Here is a 19,961-nt window from a genome sequence, read left to right on the forward strand (position 1 = left end):
GGATGGATGCCCGTTCGCCTGCGGGGGCGCCGTGGCAAGGTGGGCCCATGACCATTCGCACGGCGCTCGTCGGATACGGGTTCGGCGGACGCTCTTTCCACGCTCCGTTCGTAGCCGCTGACTCGGACCTGACACTGGCGGCGGTCGTCACCAGCGACCCGGAGCGATCCCGGCAGGTGCGCGCGGAACACCCGGAAGCCGAAGTCGTGCCGAGCCTCGAGACCCTGCTTGCCCGAGCTGACGACTTCGGCCTCGAGCTCGGCATCGTCTCGACCCCACCGTTCGGACACGCGAGGCAGGCGACCGCGCTGCTCGAGGCCGGGCTGCACGTCGTCGTCGACAAGCCGCTCACCGTGACCAGCGAAGAGGGGCACGCGCTCATCGCATGTGCTGAGCGCGTCGGTCGCACGTTGACGCCGTACCAGAACCGCCGGTGGGACGGTGACTACCTCACGCTACGTCGCCTGCTGAACGCCGGTCAGCTGGGCGAGGTACACCGGTTCGAGTCCCGATTCGAGCGGTGGAAGCCCAGTGAGACCCGGGCGTGGAAGGCGGGCGCGAGCACCACCGGCGCGGGCGTGCTGTACGACCTCGGGACGCACCTGATCGACCAGGCGGTCCAGCTGCTGGGCGAGGTCGATGACGCCTACGCCGAAATCCGGACGTTGCGTGCCGGCTCGGACGCGGACGATGACACCTTCGTCGCCCTACAGCACGCGTCCGGCACGATCTCGCACCTGTGGATGAGCGCAGTCGCGCCGCAGCTCGGCCCGCGCTTTCGCGCGCTCGGCTCGCGGGCGGGGTTCACGTCCTGGGGGGCCGAGCCGGTCGCACAGCGCCTCACAGCGGAAACGCCAGGCGATCGGAGCGCCCTCGCTGAGCACAAGGACGGCAGGTACGGCCAGGTCGGCGTCGCCGAAGACCAGCGCCGTGTCCGGCTAGCCGGCGACGACTACGGGGCTTTCTACCGTGGCGTCGCGCGGGCGATCTCGACCGGGACCCCACCGCCCGTCGACGCGCGGGACAGCGTGGCCGTCATCGAGCTGATCGAACGGCTGCACCGGGAGCACACCGGGCCGCGCTGAACAGCCGAGCCGTCCAAACGCGACCCGATCGTCCTCTCCCGGTCGCGACCGGCTCATCACCCCCTCGGCGGGATCCGAACCGAATGTGCCCCGTAGCCACTGCCGCAAGTGGTCAGGGGTCGGTCCGGTCGGTCACCCCGATCGGCGTGGTGCCGACCGCGCAGTGTCGGCGTGGGCAGCTCGGGCCCTCCGTTCGGGGCTGCTCGGGCGCGACCGGCCGCAGCCCGAGAGCGGCGATCGCCCCTCCGACTCCCAACAGGACTGCACAGACCAACATCGCCGTCCGGAACGCCGGTTCGAGGGCGGCTGGGTCGTCGAAACCGGCTGATAGACCCGTGATCGCAGGCAAGGCGGCGACGAGCAGGAGCCCGCCGGTGCGGGCGACGGCGTTGTTCACACCACTGGCCAAACCAGCCCGGCTCTCGTCCACGGCCCCGAGGACGGTTGCCGTGAGCGGCGTGACCGTCAACGTGAGCCCGGCCCCGAGCAGCGTCACCGGGAGCAGTACATCGGACGCGAAGGAGGCCTCGGACCCGATCCGTGTCAACAGACCGACGCCCAGAGCAGCGACGAGGGGCCCGACCGTCATGGGAATCCGTGGACCCAACCTATCTCCGATGACTCCCGCCCGTGGCGAGAAGAGAAGCATCAGGACTGTGACGGGCAGTAACGCGAAACCCGCCGTCAACGCGCTCCATCCCGCGACGACCTGCAGGGTCACGACCAGCCAGAAGAAGACCCCGCCCAAGGCCGCATAGACGACGAAGGTGACGACGTTCGTCACGGCGAACCGAGGCGCGGAGAAGATGCTCAGCGGCAACATCGGGTGAGAGGTGAGGGCCTCCCAGGCGACGAAGCCCACCACCGCGACGACTCCCAGGACGATGCTCACCTGAACCGCGACGGACTCGAGCCCCTGCTCCGACCAGGCAGCCAGTCCGTAGGTCAGCGACCCCAGACCTAGAGCCACCAGGAGCGACCCGACCAGGTCGAGACGGCCGACCGCTGACTCGTCCTTGGACTCGGGCACGTGCCGCGCCGAGATGGCAAGGACGACGAGCACCACCGGGACGTTGATGAAGAAGATCCACCGCCAGGACGCGACGTCGACGAGCCATCCGCCGAGCAGTGGGCCCACCGCGCCGGTGATGCCGGCGAGGCCGGACCAGGCCCCGATCGCACGTGACCGGTCCTCCGCCCGGAAACTCGACTGGAGGATCGCCAGCGCACCAGGGGTGAGCAGTGCGGCACCGACACCCTGAAGGGCCCGGAATCCGATCAGCATCCCGATGTCGATCGCCAGGGCGCAGGCCAGGGACGCCAGCCCGAACCAGGTCACGCCGACCATGAAGACGCGGCGCCGACCGAGCCGGTCACCGAGCGACCCACCCACCAGGACGAAGGCCGCGAGCGTCAGGGTGTAGGCGTTGACCGTCCACGTGAGGCCGGTGACACCGGCGCCCAGGTCCCGACCGATCGCAGGGAGGGCGATGTTCACCACGGTCGCGTCGAGGAATGCGATGGACGACCCCAGCACCGTCGCTGCGAGGACCCACCGGCCGGCGGGCTCGGCAAACCGCAGGCCGCCCGGCTGACTCGAGGCACGATCGGCTGTCATCCGGGCCCCGGTCTCGCGAATGCCATCTGTCGAATGTAGCCAGGCGTACATGCGATGGCGAGAGGAGAGGCGCTCTCAGCCGTTCAGCAAGATCCGACTGGCCGCACGTCCTGGCCGACTCGTCGATGTGCAGAAGAACCCTGCAGGTTCCGTGCAGATCTCCCGCGGGTCCGAACTCGGCCGGCGTCGTCCTCAGGCGGCCGCATAGAGCGAGACGGAACAGGCGCATACCGAACCCCGCGCTAGCCTGTGAACGTGCGTTCACCCCTGTCGCCGACCCCGCGTTCCCCGTCGTCGACGGGGGCGATCATCGTCGTCCTCGCGCTATGCGGCACCTTGGTCTCACTCCAGCAGACCCTCGTGTTACCCCTGCTGCCCGACTTTCCGGACATCCTCGGCACCTCGATCGACAACGCCTCGTGGCTGGTCACCGTCACCTTGCTGACCGCCGCCGTCGGGACGCCCATCGTGTCGCGGCTCGCGGACATGTTCGGCAAGCGCCTGATGCTCATCCTCTGCATGTGGGCGGTCATCGCGGGATCGGTGATCGCCGCCCTTTCGACCGACCTCGCCGCACTCATCGCGGGTCGCGGACTGGCCGGGCTCGGCGCCTGCCTCGTGCCCGTCGGCATCAGCATCATGCGGGACCACCTTCCCGCGGACAAGGTCGGCTCGGGGGTGGCGCTGATGTCGGCGACACTCGGCATCGGGGGCGCGGTGGGCATGCCGCTGGCGGGGGTCATCTATGCCAGCCTCGACTGGCACGCACTCTTCCTCGTCTCCGGCGCATTCGCGGTGGCTATGCTCATCGCGGTCCATCTCGTGGTCCCCGAGTCGACGGTCAAGACACGAGGGCGCTTCGACTACGTGGGAGCAACGCTGCTCTCGATCGCCCTCACCTGCTTCCTGCTTGCCGTGAGCAAAGCCGGATCCTGGGGCTGGGGATCCACGCGGACGCTGAGCCTGCTCGTGGCGGCCGTGCTCGTCATGGCCGTCTGGGTGCCGTGGGAGCTGCGCAGTGGGCAGCCGCTGGTCGACATCCGCACGTCGACCCGTCGCACGGTTCTGCTGACGAACGCCGCCTCGGTGCTCGTCGGGTTCGCCATGTTCGCCAACTTCCTCACCGCGGCCCAGCAGGTCCAGATGCCGGTCGAGAGCGGCTACGGCTTCGGCTTGTCCGTGACCGCGACCGGTCTCGTCATGCTCCCGAGTGGCATCCTCATGGTCGCCATGGCGCCCTTGTCCGCCAGCCTGATCATCCGGGTGGGACCGCGGTCGGTCCTCATCGCGGGCGCCGTCATCATGGCTGCGGGGCTGGTCGTCCGCGCGCTGCTCTACGGCTCGATCATCGAGGTGATGATCGCTGCCGGAATCGCCTCCCTCGGGACAGCGCTGGCCTTCGCAGCGATGCCGACGTTGATCATGCGTGCCGTACCCATCACCGAGACGGCATCGGCCAACGGACTGAACACGCTGCTCCGATCCATCGGCACGTCGTCGGCCTCCGCACTCGTGGCCGCCGTGTTCGCCTCCGCCGTCATCGACATCGACGGATCAGCCGTGCCGACCCTGGCCGCGTACCAGATCGTCTTCTGGGTCGCGACCGCAGCCGCGCTCGGCGGTGCCTTCATTGCGGCGTTCATCCAGCGACCCACTATGGCAACCGAGGGAGAGGCGACACCCGGACCCACCGGCGAGCGCACCTTCGTCAAGGATGCCGGTGCGCTCCCCGAGCTGCTCGCAACCGGCCGCGTGGTCGGCCCGACCGGACGACCGCTCAAGCAGGCGGTCGCGACCGTGCTGCATCCGGACGGTCGGCACGTCGACTGGGGTCGCACCGACGACGACGGTCGTTACACCCTCGCCCTGCCCGAGCCCGGCCGTTATCTTCTCGTCGTCTCCGCGGAGGGGTGGGCCCCACAGTCCTCGCTGTGCGACCTCGGAGCGGGTGAGAGCGAACCGATCACGATGCAGCGCCGACTCCAGCTCTCGGGCCGCGTCACGGACGGTGGCCGACCGCTCGGGGACGTGCTGGTCTCGCTCATCAGACACTCCGGCGAGTTCGTGGCGACCTCGACCGCGGACGCGACCGGCGCATACGAAATCGGTCTGCCGCCCCCCGGGCGATACGTCCTGACCGTCGTCGACCATGCCACCGGACGCACGCGATCCCGTGCCCTGACGATCCTGTCGACCTCGACCACGCTCGACATCGACATCGCCACGGGCATCCCACCGGCTCCCACGAGCCCAGGCCGGGCGATGGTGGGGGCATGACCGAGCCGGACCGCCCCGGCGGATCACACGAGGCGATCATCCAGTCCGCGCGGAGGCTGTTCGGCGAGCGGGGCTACACGGCCGTGACGATCCGCGCGATCGCCTCCGAGGCCGGCGTCTCCCCTGCGCTCGTGATGAAGGTGGCCGGCTCGAAGAAGCAGCTCTTCGCCCTCGCCACGCCCAGCGAGCCAACCCCCCTGGCAGCCGATGTGCCCCTCGCCGGACTCGGCGAGCACCTGGTCCGGCGGATGCTCACGCGGCGCGCCGACGACGACGCCGAACCGTGGCTCCGCGCGGTCTACCTGCTCCTCGACGCCCCCGATCAGGCGGCCGCCCGCGCGGACTTCCGGTCCCGCTTCCTCAGCCGGTTCCTTGAGAGCACGAAGGGTCCGAACGCCGACACAGGGCGTCTCGCCGACGAGCTGGCATGCCTGCTCCTCGGCCTCGCGACCGGACTGCGCACGTTCCGACTCCTCGACCCGCGCACGACCGACCTCGACCGGGTCGTCGAGGAGTACGGAGCACTCATCCAGCAGGTCATCGACCGGCTCGGTGAGCCTCGTGGGGGGTTCACCCCGCAGGGGTGATGCCCGCCGGCGGGCCTGCTCCTACTGTCGACCCAAGCGGGAGCGGCGCGGTTGGAGGAGCACACATGGGTGCCGAGGAGCAGACGCAGGCCGCACCGGCCGAACAAGGAAGCAAGCGCCTCATGGTGCTGCTCGCGATGGCGATGTTCGTCCTCGTCGTGGACACCTCTCTCATGAACGTGTCGATCTCAGCGGTCATCGAGGACCTCGACACGACGGCCAGCGGCGTGCAGTCGGCCATCGCCCTCGAAGCCCTCGTCTCGGCGGCGTTCATCCTCATCAACAGCAAGGTCGGCGACCTCATCGGACGCAAGCGGGCCTATGTCCTCGGCCTTCTGGGCTATGCGATCGGAGCGCTGGCCATGACCCTGGCCCAGAGCCTGACCGCGATCGTCATCTTCTGGGCCATCTTCGGAGGTCTCGGCGCAGCCCTCCTGCTGCCGGCCATGCAGTCCCTCATCCACGGCAACTTCTCCGGAGCGGCGCAGAAACAGGCCTACGCCCTGATCGGCGCCGCCGCCGCGATCGCCGCAGCGGTCGGCCCCCTCCTCGGGGGCTTCGTCACGACATTCCTGTCGTGGCGCGTCGGGTTCGCGCTCGAGGTCGTCATCATCGCCGTGGTGCTCAGCCAGATCGCACTGATCAAGGACGTTCCCTACACCGGACCACGCCAGGTCGACGCCGTCGGTGCCGTCCTGTCGGTCGTCGGCATGGGCGGCGTGGTCCTCGGGATCCTCGTCTGGCAGGAGGGCGGGGAGTTCGTCCTGCTCCTCCTCGCGGTCGGTGTCCTCGGACTCGGATCCCTGGCCAGATGGCTGCTGCGTCAGAAGCGAGCCGGGCGGGTGACCCTGCTTGACCCCGACCTGTTCCGATCCCCCAACTTCACGGCCGGGATCTCGGGTCAGATGATGCAGCAGATCACGCTCGGTGGCGCGATGATCGTGCTGCCGCTGTTCCTCCAGATGACGCTCGAGTACAACGCCATGGAGGCAGGTCTGTCACTGGCACCGCTGTCGTTGACGATGTTCGCTGCGGCACTGCTCGTGGCGCGCGTCGCGGGCGATAGCCGACCCGCGGCCCTCATCCGCACCGGATTCGCGCTCGCTGCCGTAGGGATCCTCATCATCATCCCGCTCGTCCCCCGGGTGGACAGCGGATGGTGGCTCGTGATCCCGCTGATCATCACGGGCTGCGGTCTTGGCCTGCTCGTCTCACAGCTGAACAACTACACCCTGGCACCGATCGAGGAGGAACGGATCAGTGAGGCCGCCGGGGTCAACTCGGCCGCCGGCTCGTTCGGTCTGTCCTTCGGCCTGGCCATGGGCGGCGGCGTCATGCTCGCGGCTCTCGCGCTCTTCTTCACCCAGCTGTCCGAGAGCAGTTCCGTCATCCCTCCGGCCGAGCAGCAGCAGATCGCGACGGTCCTGCAGGAGGACGCCGAGGTCATGAGCACAACGGCACTGGCGGAGCAGATCACCGGACAGCCGGCGGAGGTCGAGGAGGAGGTCCTCGCCATCAACGAGACCGCACGCAACCGGTCACTGCAGGTGGGTCTCCTCGTCCCGCTGCTCGCCACCCTGATCGGCCTCGCCAACTCTTTCCGGATGTTACGGCTCCCGGACATCAAGGCGGCGAACTCCCTGGAGGGTCTGGACTTCTGAGCGCGGCGCCCGAGCTCAGACACGCAGCTCGGGGAACATGTCGTCGCGCCACTCCCCGTCAGCGCTCTGCCCCCCACCGGCGAGCTCCTCCTCACGGGCCCGCAGCTCGACCCGTCGGATCTTGCCCGAGATCGTCTTCGGGAGTTCTGCGAACTCCAGCCGCCGGACCCGCATCCAGGGCGCGAGGCGCTCACGGGCGTGCCGGAAGATGTCCCGCGCCACTCCCTCCCCCGCCTCGAAGCCTGGGGCGAGCACCACATACGCCTTGGGCACGGCCAGCCGCACGGGGTCGGGCGCGGGCACGACGGCGGCCTCGGCGACGGCCGGGTGCTCGATGAGCACCGACTCCACTTCGAACGGACTGATCTTGTAGTCGCTCGCCTTGAAGACGTCGTCGGTGCGGCCGACATAGGTGATGTAGCCGTCGGCATCGCGGCTCGCGACGTCCCCGGTGTGGTACCAGCCGCCGTCCATCGCGGCGGCGTTGCCCATCGGGTTCCCCTGGTACCCGGTCATGAGTGGCAGGGGGTGGGTCGTGAGGTCGAGGCACAGCTCGCCCTCGCCGACCCCGTCAACGGGCTCCCCCGTCGAGGGGTCGACGAGCACGACCGGCACGCCGGGCAGGGGTCGACCCATGGACCCCGGCTTGAGCCAGGAGCCGGGCGTGTTGCCGACCGCGGCGGTCATCTCGGTCTGCCCGTAGCCATCACGCAGCTCCATCCCCCACGCGGCCCGCACCTGCTCGATGACCTCCGGGTTGAGCGGCTCCCCCGCCCCCACGATCTCGCGCAGACTACCCGGCCCGCCGGACAGGTCGGCGTTGATCAGCATGCGCCACACCGTCGGTGGCGCGCAGAAGGAGGTGACCTCGTGGTCCCGCAGGACGCCGAGCAGCCGGTCGGCGTCGAAGCGCGCATAGGCGAGGACGAAGACCGTCGCCTCCGCGATCCACGGGGCGAAGAAGCATGACCAGGCATGCTTGGCCCACCCGGGGCTCGAGATGTTGAGGTGTACGTCGCCCGGCTGCAGCCCGAGCCAGTACATCGTCGACAGGTGCCCGACGGGGTATGACACCTGGGTGTGCTCGACGAGCTTGGGTCGCGAGGTCGTTCCCGAGGTGAAGTACAGCAGCAGAGGGTCGGAGGGAGCGGTGCCGGGGTGCGACACCGGTGGCACGTCGCTCAGGTATGCGGTGCGCAGGTCCTCCCACCCCTCCGCCTCGGCGGTGCACACGCGGAGAAGGTCCCCGGGCACCTCGGCGAACTTGCCGGTCTGCTCGGGGGTCGTCACGACGACCGTCGCGGCGCCCCGGACGATGCGGTCCACCAGGTCGGTGGGTCCGGCGGCGGTCGCGGTCGGCATGATGACGGCGCCCAGCTTGATGACCGCGAGCATGCAGTCCCAGAGCTCGAGCTGGTTGCCGAGCATGAGCATGACCCGGTCGCCCCGCCCCACCCCGAGGCCGGCCAGCCATGTCGCGACCCGGTCGGACCGGGTGGCCATCGCGTCGAAGCTCACCTCGCTGCTCGAGCCGTCCTCCTCGACGACGACCAGGGCGCGCCGGTCGTTGCCGCGGGCGATGGCGTCGAACCAGTCGACCGCCCAGTTGAACGTCGGGCCGAGATCGGGCCAGGTGAACTGCTGCACCGCCTCCTCGTGCCGACCTCGCAGGGCGAGCAGGTGGTCCCGGGCTGCGCGGTACTGCTCCGTTGCATCCATACCCGGTTCCTACCATCCGTCCGGGTCGGCGTCGACCGCTGGGTGCGAGCTAGGCGCGGTTCTCCCGGGCACGCTCGACGCCGGCCTTCACGAGGATCCATGGCAGCAGCAGGGTGGCCAGGGCCGTGACCAGCCAGACGACGACGGTGGCCGCGATCCACGTGCCGATCCCGCCCGAGATGGTGAGGGAGTCGCCCACGAGCGAGGCGGCGACGAGGGCGATCAGCGCCGCGATGATGCCGACCCCGCCGAGGAGGGCCGAGGCGTTCTTCGCCGCCACGCGCGCGATGAACGGCGAGATGACGCTCTGGACCACCGCGTACAGGACGACGACGATGAGGAACCCGCTGGCGGTGACCTCCACGCCGTCGACGAGGAGGGCGGCGGCGAGGAGGCCTAGGGCGGCCGCCGCGAGGAACACAATCGTCCGGATGATCAGTCGCACCATGATGAGCCTCTCGAGAGCCGTGGATCCGCCCACCGCAGGCGGCGCAGCCCACCGTACCCAGAGGCCCGGACGGCGAGCATCACCCGCAGCAGGTAGGTCGCCGCAGCCGGGTGACTCCGATCCGGTGGGCATCGTGGCCGGACGCAGAGCCGCCACGGCACACAGGTGGGGTGGACCACCGGCTGCGCCGGTGGCCCACCCCATCAGTGGTCGGGGGCTCGATCAGGTCAGGGCCTTTGCCTTGAGCGCGTCGAACTCCTGCTGAGTGATGGCGCCGGAGTCGAGGAGCGACTTGGCGCTGGCGATCTGGTCGGCGGGCGCGGCGGACGTGCCGGCCACGGACTTGATGTACTCCTGCTGCTGGCGTTGGGCCTCGGCCACGGCGGCCATCTGGCGCTCGCCCATGCTCTTGCCGCGGACGATGAGGTAGATCAGCGCGCCGAGCCAGGGGAGGAAGATCAGGACCAGCGACCAGCCGACCTTGCCCCAGCCGCTCGTCGTCGGGTCGCTGAACAGGTCGAAGATGCACCGGAACCAGATCATGATCGCGGCGATCCAGATGAAGAACCAGAAGCTCCAGAGCAGGACCTCCCAGAACGTGTTGATATCGGTGTCCATGTATGTGTTCCTTTCCTTGCAGGGATGCGCGGCCGTCAGGCCGAACGATGCTCGTCGGCGGACAGGCGCGGGAGGCACCCCGGGACGAACACCGCCGGTCGGATGTTGGATCCCTTCACCGTCCACCTCTCTGGGAGTCAGCATGCCCACCGGGGCTGGTGGCGCGACAACGTTATCGTCCGTCCCGGCCGGGAAGCATCACCCTCGACAGGTGAGTCCGCGACATTCTTCCGTTGGCCCCGTGGACCGTCGACCGATGGTGCCCCCGGTTGTAGGGCGGACATAGCGAAGGCCCCCGTCCGATCTGGACGGGGGCCTTCGGTGCGCCGGGTCAGCCGCAGGTCAGCCGATGCGGCGGATCTCGGGGCTGCCGCTGAACAGCGGCCGCAGAGAGGTGGACTTCCCGGTGCGGGGTGAGTCGTACATCATGCCGTTGCCGGCGTAGATACCCACGTGCCAGGGCGAGGACCCGCCGTAGAAGACGAGGTCACCCGGTCGGGGGTCGGACACGGCGTAGGTCTGGGCGTACTGGGCATAGGTCGTGCGACCCAGGGAGATTCCGACCTGCGCGAACACGTACTGGGTGAAGCCCGAGCAGTCGAAGCCGGCCGGCGTCGAGCCGCCGTAGACGTACGGGATGCCGGTGAGGCTCGCGGCGACGCCGAGGACTCCGCCCGACGCGACGCGCTGCGGGCGGTCTGCCTTCGGCGCCGAGCTGCTGCTCGAGCCGGAGCTGGACGAGCCTCCACCCGACGAGCCGGAGCTGGAGGAGCCGCCGCTCGACGAGGACGAGCTCTCGGACGCGGCCGGGGTCTCGACGGGCGGGGGCGGCGGGGGCGGGGGCTTCTCGACCGCGGTGAACGAGAGCTTGCCGAATGACGGCGCCACGGTCGGCGCGGCGACCGCGGGCGCGGTCAGGGCCGGGCGGGCCACGGCGCGGGACGTGGCGACCTCGGAGGCCCGCTCACTGATCGACAGCGTGGCCGCGGATCCCTCCGCCGGCTCGGCGGTGACCGGAGCGGCGGGGGCCTGCCCGACGGCGTTAGCGGGGATCGCGAACGCGGCGACCAGACCGCCGGAGGCGGCGATGACGGCCGAGCCCTTGATGGCAGGGGATGAGGCGCGGGAGGCGATGAGGGAGAGCTCTGACAGGGGGTTGTAGCGTCCCGCAGTGCGGTGACGCCCGTGAGACTTCACGGTCACGGTTTTCCTCTTCAACGCCTACGAGGTCAGCTGTCGGGTTCGGGTGGAAGATCACCCGGCCCAGACCACGGTCAGGGGAAACCGCGGTGAGGACTTCACCCCGAGGCCACGGTGTCCGCGGCCGAGAGTGGGTCCCCCGCTCCTGCCGTTCGGGGACGAACGGAACCCGGTGAACGGTGGCAGGACTCGGCGTGGTCCGCTCATCGGGGCCGCCACCAGGCGGTGACGACTCGTCCACGGTACACATCGATCCGGGCGATGTCACATTTCGGTCACGGGGCGTGGCGGTGATGCCGCACACATCCGAAGATGCCCAGGTCACACGGGGTATGCGCGCCTCGCCATGACCCGGCTGCGCGGCGGGGCCGAAGTCCGGCGGGTGATGGCCGGCCGCCGACGAGGCGGCTGCGCAACGTCCCGGGCGGGCCGAAGGGCGCCCAGACGCCACGACGCGGTAGGCCGGTGGCCTACCGCGTCGTGGGGTTTCTGCTGAGCGCCGCCTTGGAGGTCGTCCTGGCGGAACGTCGGTCAGCGGACCGTGACGTGCACGTGGTCGTAGTGGTTGGCCGTGGCGCTGCCGCGGTCCTCCATGGTCCGCCAGCCGCTGCTCGGCAGCCAGACGCGCTGACGCCAGATGATGTACTCGATGTTCAGCTCACCGGCGCGGCTGATGAGCATGTTGGCGATCGCATCGCCGTAGCCGCGGTCGCTGGTCATGAAGTCCAGGGCGCGACCGGAGGGGTGGTCCGGCATCGAGTCGGGGCGGACGCCACCGATGTTCGTCATGCCGGGGAAGGATGCCTTGACGGCGGCGAGGACGCCCATGGCGTTCTGCGTCAGCCCCTGGGCGCAGGAGCACGCGTTGGCGGCGGCCCAGTCGTAGCCTCCACCACCGGAGGGTGCCGGAGCGGAGGAGGAGCCGCCCGAGGACGATCCCCCACTGTCCGAGCCACCGGTCGAACCGCCGGAGGACTCACGGGACGGACCCGCCGGTGCGGGCGGGGGCGGCGGCTCGGGCTTCTCGACCGCGGTGAACGACATCGCGCCGAACGTCGGTGCTGCAACCGGGGCGGCCGCGGCGGGAGCCTCGAGCGCGACCGCCGGAGCGAGGGAGGCGCGGCTCACGGAGCGGCTGACCCGCGACTCGGCGCGCTGGTCGAGCAGGCTTGCGGCGAGGTCGGCGGAGGCCTGGTCGGCGCTCGTCTCGACCGGGGTCGCGCTGGCCGCAGCGCTCTGACCAGGGACGACGAGTGCGACGGCGAGACCGCCTGCGGCGCCGACGGAGCTCACCTTGGCGACGGTCGATCCGACCCGGGAGCGGGACCCGCGCACGAGGGCGGCGAGGTCGCTCAGAGCGAGAGATCGGGCCGACGAGGCGTGACGGGCATGATGACGAGGCTGGTGGGGCTGAGCCACGGGGAGAGTCCTAGAAGTGGTGTGGGAGGCAGGGGCTGCTTCGCCCACTCGGGCAGGGGAGCCCGGTGAGCGACTTACTCGACGGTAGTCGACTCCTGCGCCAATGTCACATTCCGGTAACGGCGCGTCCGACGACCCGGCTGACGAAGACATGGGAGGCGATGTCGTCCGGCAGAGAGACCCCGCTGGACTCCGGCCGCCCCTCGCGCGCCGCGATCACGCGCGACCCCTCTCGCCGAACCGTCGCCCTGGTGCCGGGTGTGAGCTCGGCCGCGGTCAGCAGGGACAGGGCCTCGGTGTCGACCTGCACCGGCTCCCCGATCCGTCGGACCGTGACGAGCACCGGCGCGTGGTCCGCGAGCACGCTCATGGCCTCCATCCCCTGCAGGAACTCCTCGCCGGGCTCGAGCCCCAGCTCGTCGAGACCCGGAATGGGGTTGCCGTAGGGCGACTCCTTGACGCCACCCAGCAGCCCGACGATCTTGCGCTCCACCCGCTCGGACATCACGTGCTCCCAGCGGCACGCCTCGTCGTGGACGTACTCCCACTCCAGACCGATGACGTCGACGAGGAGCCGCTCGGCGAGGCGGTGCTTGCGCATGACCCGGGTCGCCAGCGTGCGGCCGTGCTCCGTGAGCTCGAGGTGTCGGTCACCGGCGACGACCAGCAGCCCGTCGCGCTCCATGCGGGCGACGGTCTGGGAGACGGTGGGCCCGGAGTGACCGAGCCGTTCGGCGATCCGGGCCCGAAGGGGCACGATCCCCTCTTCCTCGAGCTCGTAGACCGTCCGCAGGTACATCTCCGTGGTGTCGATCAGGTCTGTCACCCCCATAGCCTCTCACCTATGACGACTTCGGTGGTGTGGCTGCGTCGCGACCTCCGGCTGGCGGACAACCCCGCCCTCCTGGCCGCGGCGAAGGAGGTCGGAGACGGCGCCGACGACGACGAGGGGGTATGCGTCGCCGTGGTTCTCGACGAGACTCTCCTCGGTCGGAGCGAGCGTCGGGCGCAGCGCTACCTCGCCTCGCTCCGCGCGCTGGACGACGAGCTCGACGGCTCACTCACCGTCCTGCGCGGTCGACCCGAGACGGCCCTCCCGCGGCTGGCGAAGGAGCTCGGGGCGGGCACCGTCCACGTCTCCCGGGAGACCACGCCCTACGGGCGCCGGCGCGACGAGCGGGTCGAGGCCGCGCTCGACGACGCCGGCGTGCGCCTGCGCGCGTCCGGGACGCCCTACGCCGTCGGACCGGGCACCATCCTCACCGGGAGCGACACGCCGTACAAGGTGTTCACGCCGTTCTCCAGGGCCTGGCGTGAGCACGGCTGGCCGCGTCCGGCCGACCGCCCGGAGGCACGGTGGCTGCGCGCCGACGCGGGCACGGACCTGCCCCAGCCGACCGATGGGGAACCGGACGAGGGCGCGGGCGAGAGCGTGGCATACGAGAAGTGGACGCGGTTCCTCGCCGAGGACCTCGAGGGCTACGCCGAGGAGCGCAACCGGCCAGACCTCGACACGACGAGCCGGATGTCGGTGCACCTGAAGTACGGCGAGATCCATCCGCGGACGATGCTGGCCGATCTCGTCGACCACGACCTGTGGGGCACCGACGACGTCGACCGGTTCGTCACGGAGCTGTGTTGGCGCGAGTTCTACGCGGACGTCCTCTGGCACCGGCCGGACTCGGCGTGGGGCGACTGGAACGACACGCTCTCGGGGATGGAGTACGCCGACCCGGAGGACCCGGACGTCGTCGCCGACATCGACGCCTGGCGCGAGGGGCGCACCGGGTTCCCGATCGTCGATGCCGGGATGCGCCAGCTGCTCGAGGAGGGCTGGATGCACAACCGCCTCCGGATGATCACGGCGAGCTTCCTCGTCAAGGACCTGCACGTCTGGTGGCCGGTCGGGGCGCGGCACTTCCTCAGCCACCTCCAGGACGGCGACATCGCGAGCAACAACCACGGGTGGCAGTGGGTCGCCGGCACCGGGACGGACGCCTCGCCGTACTTCCGCGTGTTCAACCCGATCACCCAGGGCCAGCGGTTCGATCCGGACGGCGAGTACGTCCGCCGGTGGGTGCCCGAGCTGGCGCACGTGCCCGGCAAGGCCGTGCATGAGCCGTGGAAAGCCGACGACGGCCTCGCGGAGGGCTATCCGGAGCGGATCGTCGACCACGCGCACGAGCGAGAACGGGCCCTCGAGCGCTACGACAAGGCGCGCGGTTGAGCTGGTCGGGCCCCTACACCGCCGACTCGCGCTGTGTGGAGAACTGGTCCTCGAGGTCGCGTACCCGGCCTCCGCGGCTGAAGAGGACCCCGAACGCCGCAGCGACGAAGAACATCACGATGCCGTAGATCGCAGGAGGAACGGCCATCTCGGTGCTCTGCAGGACGGTCACCGCCATCGCGATGGCGAGGGTGGCGTTGTGGATGCCGATCTCGAAGCTGCTCGCGATCGCCTGGGCTTCGCCGAGCCCCAGCAGGCGCGGCACCGCATAGCCCACCGACAGCGAGATGGCGCAGAACGCGATCGCGATGAGGCCGACCTCGGCGACGTAGTCGAGCAGGGTCTCCCGCTCGCCGTACACCGCACCCGCGACGATGAGCACGAGGAGGATCACCGAGGCGATCCGGACCGGCCGGTTCATGCGTGCGGCGAACTCCACCGCACGGCTGCGCACGAGCATCCCGACCGCGACGGGGATGAGCACGATGGCGAACACCTGCACGAGCTTCCCGAACTGGAGCCCGATGCCGTCGTCCTCGCCGACGAAGAAGCCGAGCGCGAGATTGGTGACGACAGGCAGCGTGACGACCGCGATGAGGGAGTTGATGGCGGTGAGGCTGATGTTGAGGGCGACGTCCCCGTGGAACAGGTGCGAGTAGAGATTCGCCGTCGAGCCTCCAGGCGAAGCCGCGAGGATCATGAAGCCCACGGCCAGCAGCGGGGGCAGGTCGAAGAGGAGGACCAGGCCGAAGGCGACGAGCGGAAGGACGAGGATCTGGCAGGTCAGCGCCACGACCACCGCCTTGGGCGCCTGCGCCACTCGGCGGAAGTCGGCGGGGGTGAGTGACAGTCCGAGGCCGAGCATGATGACTGCCAGACCGACGGGCAGCCCAACGGTCACCAGAGTTGAGTCCATGGCCGTTCATTGAAGCAGCGGTGATCCGGCCGTGGGAGAGTGAGCGCCATGGACACCGCGATGTCTGGCCGAACGGCCGTGGTCACCGGAGCGAGCAGCGGGATCGGGGCGGCCACGGCCCGGGCGCTGGCCGCGTCCGGATACCGGGTGGTCTGCGCGGCCCGCCGCGCCGACCGCATCGCCGCGCTCGCCGACGAGATCGGCGGCATCGCCGTGACGTGCGACGTGACCGCCGACACGGATGTCGCCGCGCTGGCCGAGGCCGCTGGGCCCCGCGTGAACGTGCTCGTCAACAACGCGGGCGGCGCGCACGGTCTCGAGCCGGTCGCCGAAGCCGACCTCGCGGCATGGCAGACGATGTTCGACGTCAACGTGCTCGGCGTCGTGCGCGTGACCAAGGCGCTGCTGCCCGCTCTCGTCGCGGCCGGTGACGGGATCATCGTCAACGTCGGCTCGACGGCCGGCCGGATCGTCTACGAGGGCGGGGCGGGCTACACGGCCGCGAAGCACGGCCTCGCGGCCGTGTCCGAGACCCTGCGCCTCGAGCTGTTCGACCAGCCCGTGCGGGTCACCGAGATCGAGCCGGGGATGGTGCGCACCGACGAGTTCTCCCTCACCCGCTTCAAGGGCGACAAGGACAAGGCCGACCGCGTGTATGCGGGGGTCGCCCAACCGCTCGTCGCCGAGGACGTCGCAGACGCGATCACGTGGATGGCGACCCGGCCGGCGCACGTCAACATCGACCTGCTCGTCATCAAGCCGCGCGCCCAGGCCGCGCAGCACAAGGTGCACCGGGAGGGGTGACGCGGTGGACGGGCGGATGGAGGAGAGCGTCTTCACGTATGCGGCACCGCGGCTGAAGTTCGGTGCCGGCGCCAGCGTCGAGATCGGCTTCGAGCTGCGGATGCTCGGTGCGCGCCGGGTGCTCATCGTGACCGACGCCGGGGTCGCCGCGACGGGCCATCCGGCGCGGATCGCCGAGCGGCTCGCGGCCGAGGGGTGCGAGGTTGCGGTGTTCACCGGCGCCCATGTCGAGCCGACGGACGACTCGATGCTCACGGCGGTCGAGTGGGCACGTGACGAGGGGCCGTTCGATGCCATCGTCGCCGTCGGGGGTGGGTCGAGCATCGACACCGCCAAGGCGGTCAACCTGCTGACCACAAACGACGGCGGTCTCGAGGACTACCTCAACAAGCCGGTCGGCGCCGGGCGCGCACCGACACGGCCGCTGCTGCCGCTCGTCGCGGTCCCGACGACGACGGGAACGGGCTCGGAGAGCACGACCATCTGCGTCCTCGACGTGCTCGCCCTCAAGGTCAAGACGGGCATCAGCCACGCCGCGCTCCGACCCACCGTCGCCGTCGTCGACCCCGACCTGACGATGACCCAGCCACCCGGCGTGACCGCAGCGGCAGGGCTCGACATCCTGTGCCACGCCCTGGAGTCGTACACCGCTAGGCCGTACACCGCATACCCCCGGAAGCGGCCGGAGGAGCGGGTGCCGTACTGCGGCGCCAACCCGGTCGCGGACGTGTTCTGCGAGAAGGCGGTCGGGCTCCTGGCGCGCTCGTTCCGCACGGCGTGGCGCGACGGCGACGATGCCGCGGCGCGTAGCGACATGGCGCTCGCCGCAACGCTCGCCGGGATGGGCTTCGGCAACGCCGGGGTCCACGTGCCGCATGCGAACGCATACCCGATCGCGGGTCTGGTCCGCGACTTCCGGCCGGCGGGGTATCCGGACGGAGCGCCGCTCGTCCCGCACGGGATGGCCGTCTCGCTCACCGCGCCCGCGGCCTTCGAGCTGACCTATTCGAGCAACCCTGCGCGGCACGACCGGCTCGCCGCTCTGCTCGGTGGCCCGGATGTAGCGGCCGGACCGACGGGGCTCGCCGACCGGGTGCGCGAGCTGATGGCCGACCTCGAGGTGCCGTCCCGACTGGGCGATGTCGGCTACGACACCGGCGACGTCGAGGCGCTCGTCGAGGGCTCGCTGCGCCAGCAGCGCCTGCTCGCCACCGCTCCGCTCGACGTCGGCGCCGACGAGCTGCGCTCGGTCTTCCGCGCCTCCCTCTAGGAACGAACCCCCGAGGCTCCGCAGATCCGCGCGGCGGGCGGCCTTGTCGGCACATGACGCGGAAATATCCGCGTCCGAGATGCCCAAGGCCGCCACGACGGCAGATGTCCGCCATCACCTGCCTACGGACCATCCCTGGCCGGCGCCCGTCAGGGCTGGCGGCGGGTGACCGCCCACGACGCCGGGTCGTCCAGGGTCCCGTCGCCGATTCGGGTGAACACGATGCGGTCATGGAGGCGGCTGCGGCGGCCGGCCCAGAACTCGACCTCGTGCGCCCGGACGCGCCACCCGCAGAAGTCGGCCGGCATCGGAACGGCGTCCTCCGCGCCGGTGTCGGGGTAGCGGGCTTCCCACTCGGCGAAGGCCGCCTCGAGGGCGTCACGGTTCTCGATCGGATGCGACTGCAGCGAGGCGCAGGCCGCGATCTGCGAGCCGTAGGGCCGGGTCCGCCAGTACGCGCGCAGCTCGTCGGCCCCGATCGGCTCGGCCACCCCGCGGAACCTGATCGCCCGGAACAGCCCCGGCCACGTGTACGCCAGCGCGATCCGCCCGTTCGTCGCGAGCTCGCGGGCCTTGGCCGAGTGCAGCGAGGAGACGAACCCCGGTCCGCGGTCGTCGAGGAACCGGGCGAGGACCACGCGCACGTTCGGCATCCCGTCGGCGTCCACCGTCGCGACGCTCACCGCGGTCGGCTCGGCGAACCCCGGGGTCACCTCCGCGGCGGCGACCGCCTCGGAGACCCACGCCCGGGTCTGTTGCCAGGGCGTGCCGGCGACGGTGCCCTCGTCGATGCCCTCACTGTCGTAGTCCGTCCGGGGGTACCCGCTCAGGTCGCTCACGCTACGAGCCTATTGCGCGCGCATGAGTCCGGTATGCGGTCCTCCCCGCGCACGTTCGGCTCCCCCTGCGTGCACAATGGGCACCCGAGCCGCGCCGCCCACGCGCGACGACCGAACGGAGACTCTATGGCTGACAGCGACGTCAAGCACGGTCTCGAGGGCGTCATCGCCTTCGAGACCACCATCGCCGAGCCGGACCGCGAGGGCGGGGCGCTGCGCTACCGCGGCGTCGACATCGAGGACCTCGTCGGTCGGGTCGGCTTCGGCCGGGTCTGGGGTCTGCTCGTCGACAACGCCATGGACCCCGGCCTGCCGCCCGCCGAGCCGTTCCCGCTGCCGATCCACACCGGCGACGTCCGCGTCGACGTCCAGGCCGCCCTGGCGATGCTCGCGCCGCTGTGGGGTTTCAAGCCCGTGCTCGACATCGAGCCCGGCGAGGTCCGCGACAACCTCGCGCGCGCGTCCGTCATGGCGTTGTCCTTCATCGCGCAGTCCGCGCGCGGACAGCAGCTGCCGATGGTGCCGCAGACCCGCGTCGACGAGGGCCACACGATCACCGAGCGCTTCATGATCCGCTGGCGCGGCGAGCCGGACCCCCGACACGTCGAGGCCGTCGACGCCTACTGGGTCTCGGCGGCCGAGCACGGCATGAACGCCTCGACCTTCACCGCCCGCGTCATCGCCTCGACGGGCGCCGACGTCGCCGCATGCCTCTCCGGAGCCGTCGGCGCCATGAGCGGCCCGCTGCACGGCGGGGCGCCGTCGCGGGTCCTGCACATGATCGAGGGCGTCGAACAGACCGGCGACGCCACCGCATACGTCACGGGGGTTCTCGACCGCGGTGAGCGGCTGATGGGCTTCGGTCACCGGGTCTACCGGGCCGAGGACCCGCGGGCGCGGGTGCTGCGTGCGACGTGCGAGCGACTCGGCGCGCCGCGCTACGAGGTCGCCGCCGCGCTCGAGCAGGCGGCGCTCGCCGAGCTGCACGCGCGCCGACCCGACCGCGTCCTCGCGACCAACGTCGAGTTCTGGGCCGCGGTCCTGCTCGACTTCGCCGAGGTGCCGGCCGCCATGTTCACGCCGATGTTCACCTGCGCCCGCACCGCGGGCTGGGCGGCCCACATCCTCGAGCAGAAGCGCACCGGCAGGCTGATCCGGCCGTCGGCGCGCTACGTCGGTGAGGGTCCGCGCAGCATCGAGGCGATCACCGGCTGGCACGCCTGAGCGGTCCGCTGGCTGGACCCGGGGCCGGCCCCGTCGGAACCACTTGCCA

General features: G+C 70.6%; 17 protein-coding genes and 1 riboswitch. Of the genes, 8 read left to right on the forward strand and 9 right to left on the reverse strand.

Going from position 1 to position 19,961, the window contains the following annotated elements; translation table 11 throughout:
- Nucleotides 1-47: 47 nt before the first annotated feature.
- On the forward strand, nt 48-1,085 hold the full coding sequence (locus tag GA707_RS17635; protein ID WP_152179768.1) for a Gfo/Idh/MocA family oxidoreductase: 1,038 nt from the start codon (nt 48-50) through the stop codon (nt 1,083-1,085).
- 112 nt (nt 1,086-1,197) lie between these two features.
- Here GA707_RS17635 and GA707_RS17640 read toward each other — a convergent pair whose 3' ends face one another.
- Complete coding sequence (locus GA707_RS17640; protein WP_152179769.1) at nt 1,198-2,703, reverse strand: MFS transporter; 1,506 nt, start codon at nt 2,701-2,703, stop codon at nt 1,198-1,200.
- Between the two features lie 255 nt (nt 2,704-2,958).
- Here GA707_RS17640 and GA707_RS17645 point away from each other — a divergent pair, with 255 nt between their 5' ends.
- From GA707_RS17645 to GA707_RS17655, 3 genes are all read left to right on the forward strand, one after another.
- A complete protein-coding gene (locus GA707_RS17645) occupies nt 2,959-4,980 on the forward strand; it encodes an MFS transporter (RefSeq protein ID WP_226963923.1) in 2,022 nt (673 codons plus the stop codon).
- Nucleotides 4,977-5,567, forward strand: a complete 591-nt coding sequence (locus tag GA707_RS17650; RefSeq protein WP_152179770.1) for a TetR/AcrR family transcriptional regulator — start codon at nt 4,977-4,979, stop codon at nt 5,565-5,567. The genes GA707_RS17645 and GA707_RS17650 overlap by 4 nt, the downstream gene beginning before the upstream one ends.
- Nucleotides 5,568-5,632: 65 nt before the next feature.
- Nucleotides 5,633-7,228 carry an MFS transporter gene (locus tag GA707_RS17655; protein ID WP_226963924.1) on the forward strand — a complete coding sequence of 532 codons (1,596 nt, stop codon included), beginning with the start codon at nt 5,633-5,635 and terminating at the stop codon, nt 7,226-7,228.
- A gap of 15 nt (nt 7,229-7,243) precedes the next feature.
- Here GA707_RS17655 and GA707_RS17660 read toward each other — a convergent pair whose 3' ends face one another.
- From GA707_RS17660 to GA707_RS17685, 6 genes are all read right to left on the reverse strand, one after another.
- Nucleotides 7,244-8,947 carry an AMP-binding protein gene (locus tag GA707_RS17660; protein WP_152179771.1) on the reverse strand — a complete coding sequence of 568 codons (1,704 nt, stop codon included), beginning with the start codon at nt 8,945-8,947 and terminating at the stop codon, nt 7,244-7,246.
- Nucleotides 8,948-8,996: 49 nt separating this feature from the next.
- Entirely contained in the window at nt 8,997-9,395 is a 399-nt protein-coding gene (locus GA707_RS17665) for a hypothetical protein (RefSeq protein ID WP_152179772.1), read from the reverse strand.
- 222 nt (nt 9,396-9,617) lie between these two features.
- Nucleotides 9,618-10,013 carry an SHOCT domain-containing protein gene (locus tag GA707_RS17670; protein ID WP_152179773.1) on the reverse strand — a complete coding sequence of 132 codons (396 nt, stop codon included), beginning with the start codon at nt 10,011-10,013 and terminating at the stop codon, nt 9,618-9,620.
- Nucleotides 10,014-10,355: 342 nt separating this feature from the next.
- On the reverse strand, nt 10,356-11,216 hold the full coding sequence (locus tag GA707_RS17675; RefSeq protein WP_152179774.1) for a C40 family peptidase: 861 nt from the start codon (nt 11,214-11,216) through the stop codon (nt 10,356-10,358).
- Nucleotides 11,217-11,418: riboswitch (cyclic di-AMP (ydaO/yuaA leader) on the reverse strand.
- A 326-nt stretch (nt 11,419-11,744) separates the two neighbouring features.
- Nucleotides 11,745-12,632 carry a hypothetical protein gene (locus GA707_RS17680; protein WP_152179775.1) on the reverse strand — a complete coding sequence of 296 codons (888 nt, stop codon included), beginning with the start codon at nt 12,630-12,632 and terminating at the stop codon, nt 11,745-11,747.
- A 106-nt stretch (nt 12,633-12,738) separates the two neighbouring features.
- Nucleotides 12,739-13,458: a metal-dependent transcriptional regulator gene (locus tag GA707_RS17685; protein WP_152179776.1), complete on the reverse strand. Its 720-nt coding sequence runs from the start codon at nt 13,456-13,458 to the stop codon at nt 12,739-12,741.
- Between the two features lie 18 nt (nt 13,459-13,476).
- Here GA707_RS17685 and GA707_RS17690 point away from each other — a divergent pair, with 18 nt between their 5' ends.
- Nucleotides 13,477-14,859 carry a deoxyribodipyrimidine photo-lyase gene (locus GA707_RS17690; protein WP_152179777.1) on the forward strand — a complete coding sequence of 461 codons (1,383 nt, stop codon included), beginning with the start codon at nt 13,477-13,479 and terminating at the stop codon, nt 14,857-14,859.
- 13 nt (nt 14,860-14,872) lie between these two features.
- Here the strand turns inward: GA707_RS17690 and GA707_RS17695 are convergent, their stop codons facing one another.
- Nucleotides 14,873-15,775: a bile acid:sodium symporter family protein gene (locus GA707_RS17695; protein WP_152179778.1), complete on the reverse strand. Its 903-nt coding sequence runs from the start codon at nt 15,773-15,775 to the stop codon at nt 14,873-14,875.
- A gap of 48 nt (nt 15,776-15,823) precedes the next feature.
- Between GA707_RS17695 and GA707_RS17700 the strand changes: the two genes are divergently transcribed.
- Together GA707_RS17700 and GA707_RS17705 are read left to right on the forward strand one after the other, a co-directional pair.
- Nucleotides 15,824-16,579 (forward strand): SDR family NAD(P)-dependent oxidoreductase, encoded by a 756-nt coding sequence (locus tag GA707_RS17700; RefSeq protein WP_226963925.1) that lies wholly within the window; start codon nt 15,824-15,826, stop codon nt 16,577-16,579.
- Nucleotides 16,580-16,595: 16 nt separating this feature from the next.
- Nucleotides 16,596-17,849, forward strand: a complete 1,254-nt coding sequence (locus GA707_RS17705) for a hydroxyacid-oxoacid transhydrogenase (RefSeq protein ID WP_152179779.1) — start codon at nt 16,596-16,598, stop codon at nt 17,847-17,849.
- A 149-nt stretch (nt 17,850-17,998) separates the two neighbouring features.
- Here the strand turns inward: GA707_RS17705 and GA707_RS17710 are convergent, their stop codons facing one another.
- Complete coding sequence (locus GA707_RS17710) at nt 17,999-18,688, reverse strand: pyridoxal 5'-phosphate synthase (RefSeq protein WP_226963926.1); 690 nt, start codon at nt 18,686-18,688, stop codon at nt 17,999-18,001.
- Nucleotides 18,689-18,814: 126 nt separating this feature from the next.
- Here GA707_RS17710 and GA707_RS17715 point away from each other — a divergent pair, with 126 nt between their 5' ends.
- On the forward strand, nt 18,815-19,912 hold the full coding sequence (locus tag GA707_RS17715) for a citrate synthase 2 (protein ID WP_152179780.1): 1,098 nt from the start codon (nt 18,815-18,817) through the stop codon (nt 19,910-19,912).
- Nucleotides 19,913-19,961 lie beyond the last annotated feature (49 nt).

Origin of the sequence: Nostocoides sp. F2B08, from assembly GCF_009184895.1 — a bacterium.
Taxonomy (GTDB): Bacteria; Actinomycetota; Actinomycetes; order Actinomycetales; family Dermatophilaceae; genus F2B08.

Excerpts from the sequence above, each read along its gene's own strand:
- GA707_RS17660 (WP_152179771.1), bottom strand. The coding sequence starts at position 8,947 with ATGGATGCAACGGAGCAGTACCGCGCAGCCCGGGACCACCTGCTCGCC.
- GA707_RS17700 (WP_226963925.1), top strand. The coding sequence starts at position 15,824 with ATGGACACCGCGATGTCTGGCCGAACGGCCGTGGTCACCGGAGCGAGC.
- GA707_RS17640 (WP_152179769.1), bottom strand. The coding sequence starts at position 2,703 with ATGACAGCCGATCGTGCCTCGAGTCAGCCGGGCGGCCTGCGGTTTGCC.
- GA707_RS17705 (WP_152179779.1), top strand. The coding sequence starts at position 16,596 with ATGGAGGAGAGCGTCTTCACGTATGCGGCACCGCGGCTGAAGTTCGGT.
- GA707_RS17690 (WP_152179777.1), top strand. The coding sequence starts at position 13,477 with ATGACGACTTCGGTGGTGTGGCTGCGTCGCGACCTCCGGCTGGCGGAC.
- GA707_RS17655 (WP_226963924.1), top strand. The coding sequence starts at position 5,633 with ATGGGTGCCGAGGAGCAGACGCAGGCCGCACCGGCCGAACAAGGAAGC.
- GA707_RS17665 (WP_152179772.1), bottom strand. The coding sequence starts at position 9,395 with ATGGTGCGACTGATCATCCGGACGATTGTGTTCCTCGCGGCGGCCGCC.
- GA707_RS17635 (WP_152179768.1), top strand. The coding sequence starts at position 48 with ATGACCATTCGCACGGCGCTCGTCGGATACGGGTTCGGCGGACGCTCT.
- GA707_RS17715 (WP_152179780.1), top strand. The coding sequence starts at position 18,815 with ATGGCTGACAGCGACGTCAAGCACGGTCTCGAGGGCGTCATCGCCTTC.
- GA707_RS17695 (WP_152179778.1), bottom strand. The coding sequence starts at position 15,775 with ATGGACTCAACTCTGGTGACCGTTGGGCTGCCCGTCGGTCTGGCAGTC.
- GA707_RS17670 (WP_152179773.1), bottom strand. The coding sequence starts at position 10,013 with ATGGACACCGATATCAACACGTTCTGGGAGGTCCTGCTCTGGAGCTTC.
- GA707_RS17650 (WP_152179770.1), top strand. The coding sequence starts at position 4,977 with ATGACCGAGCCGGACCGCCCCGGCGGATCACACGAGGCGATCATCCAG.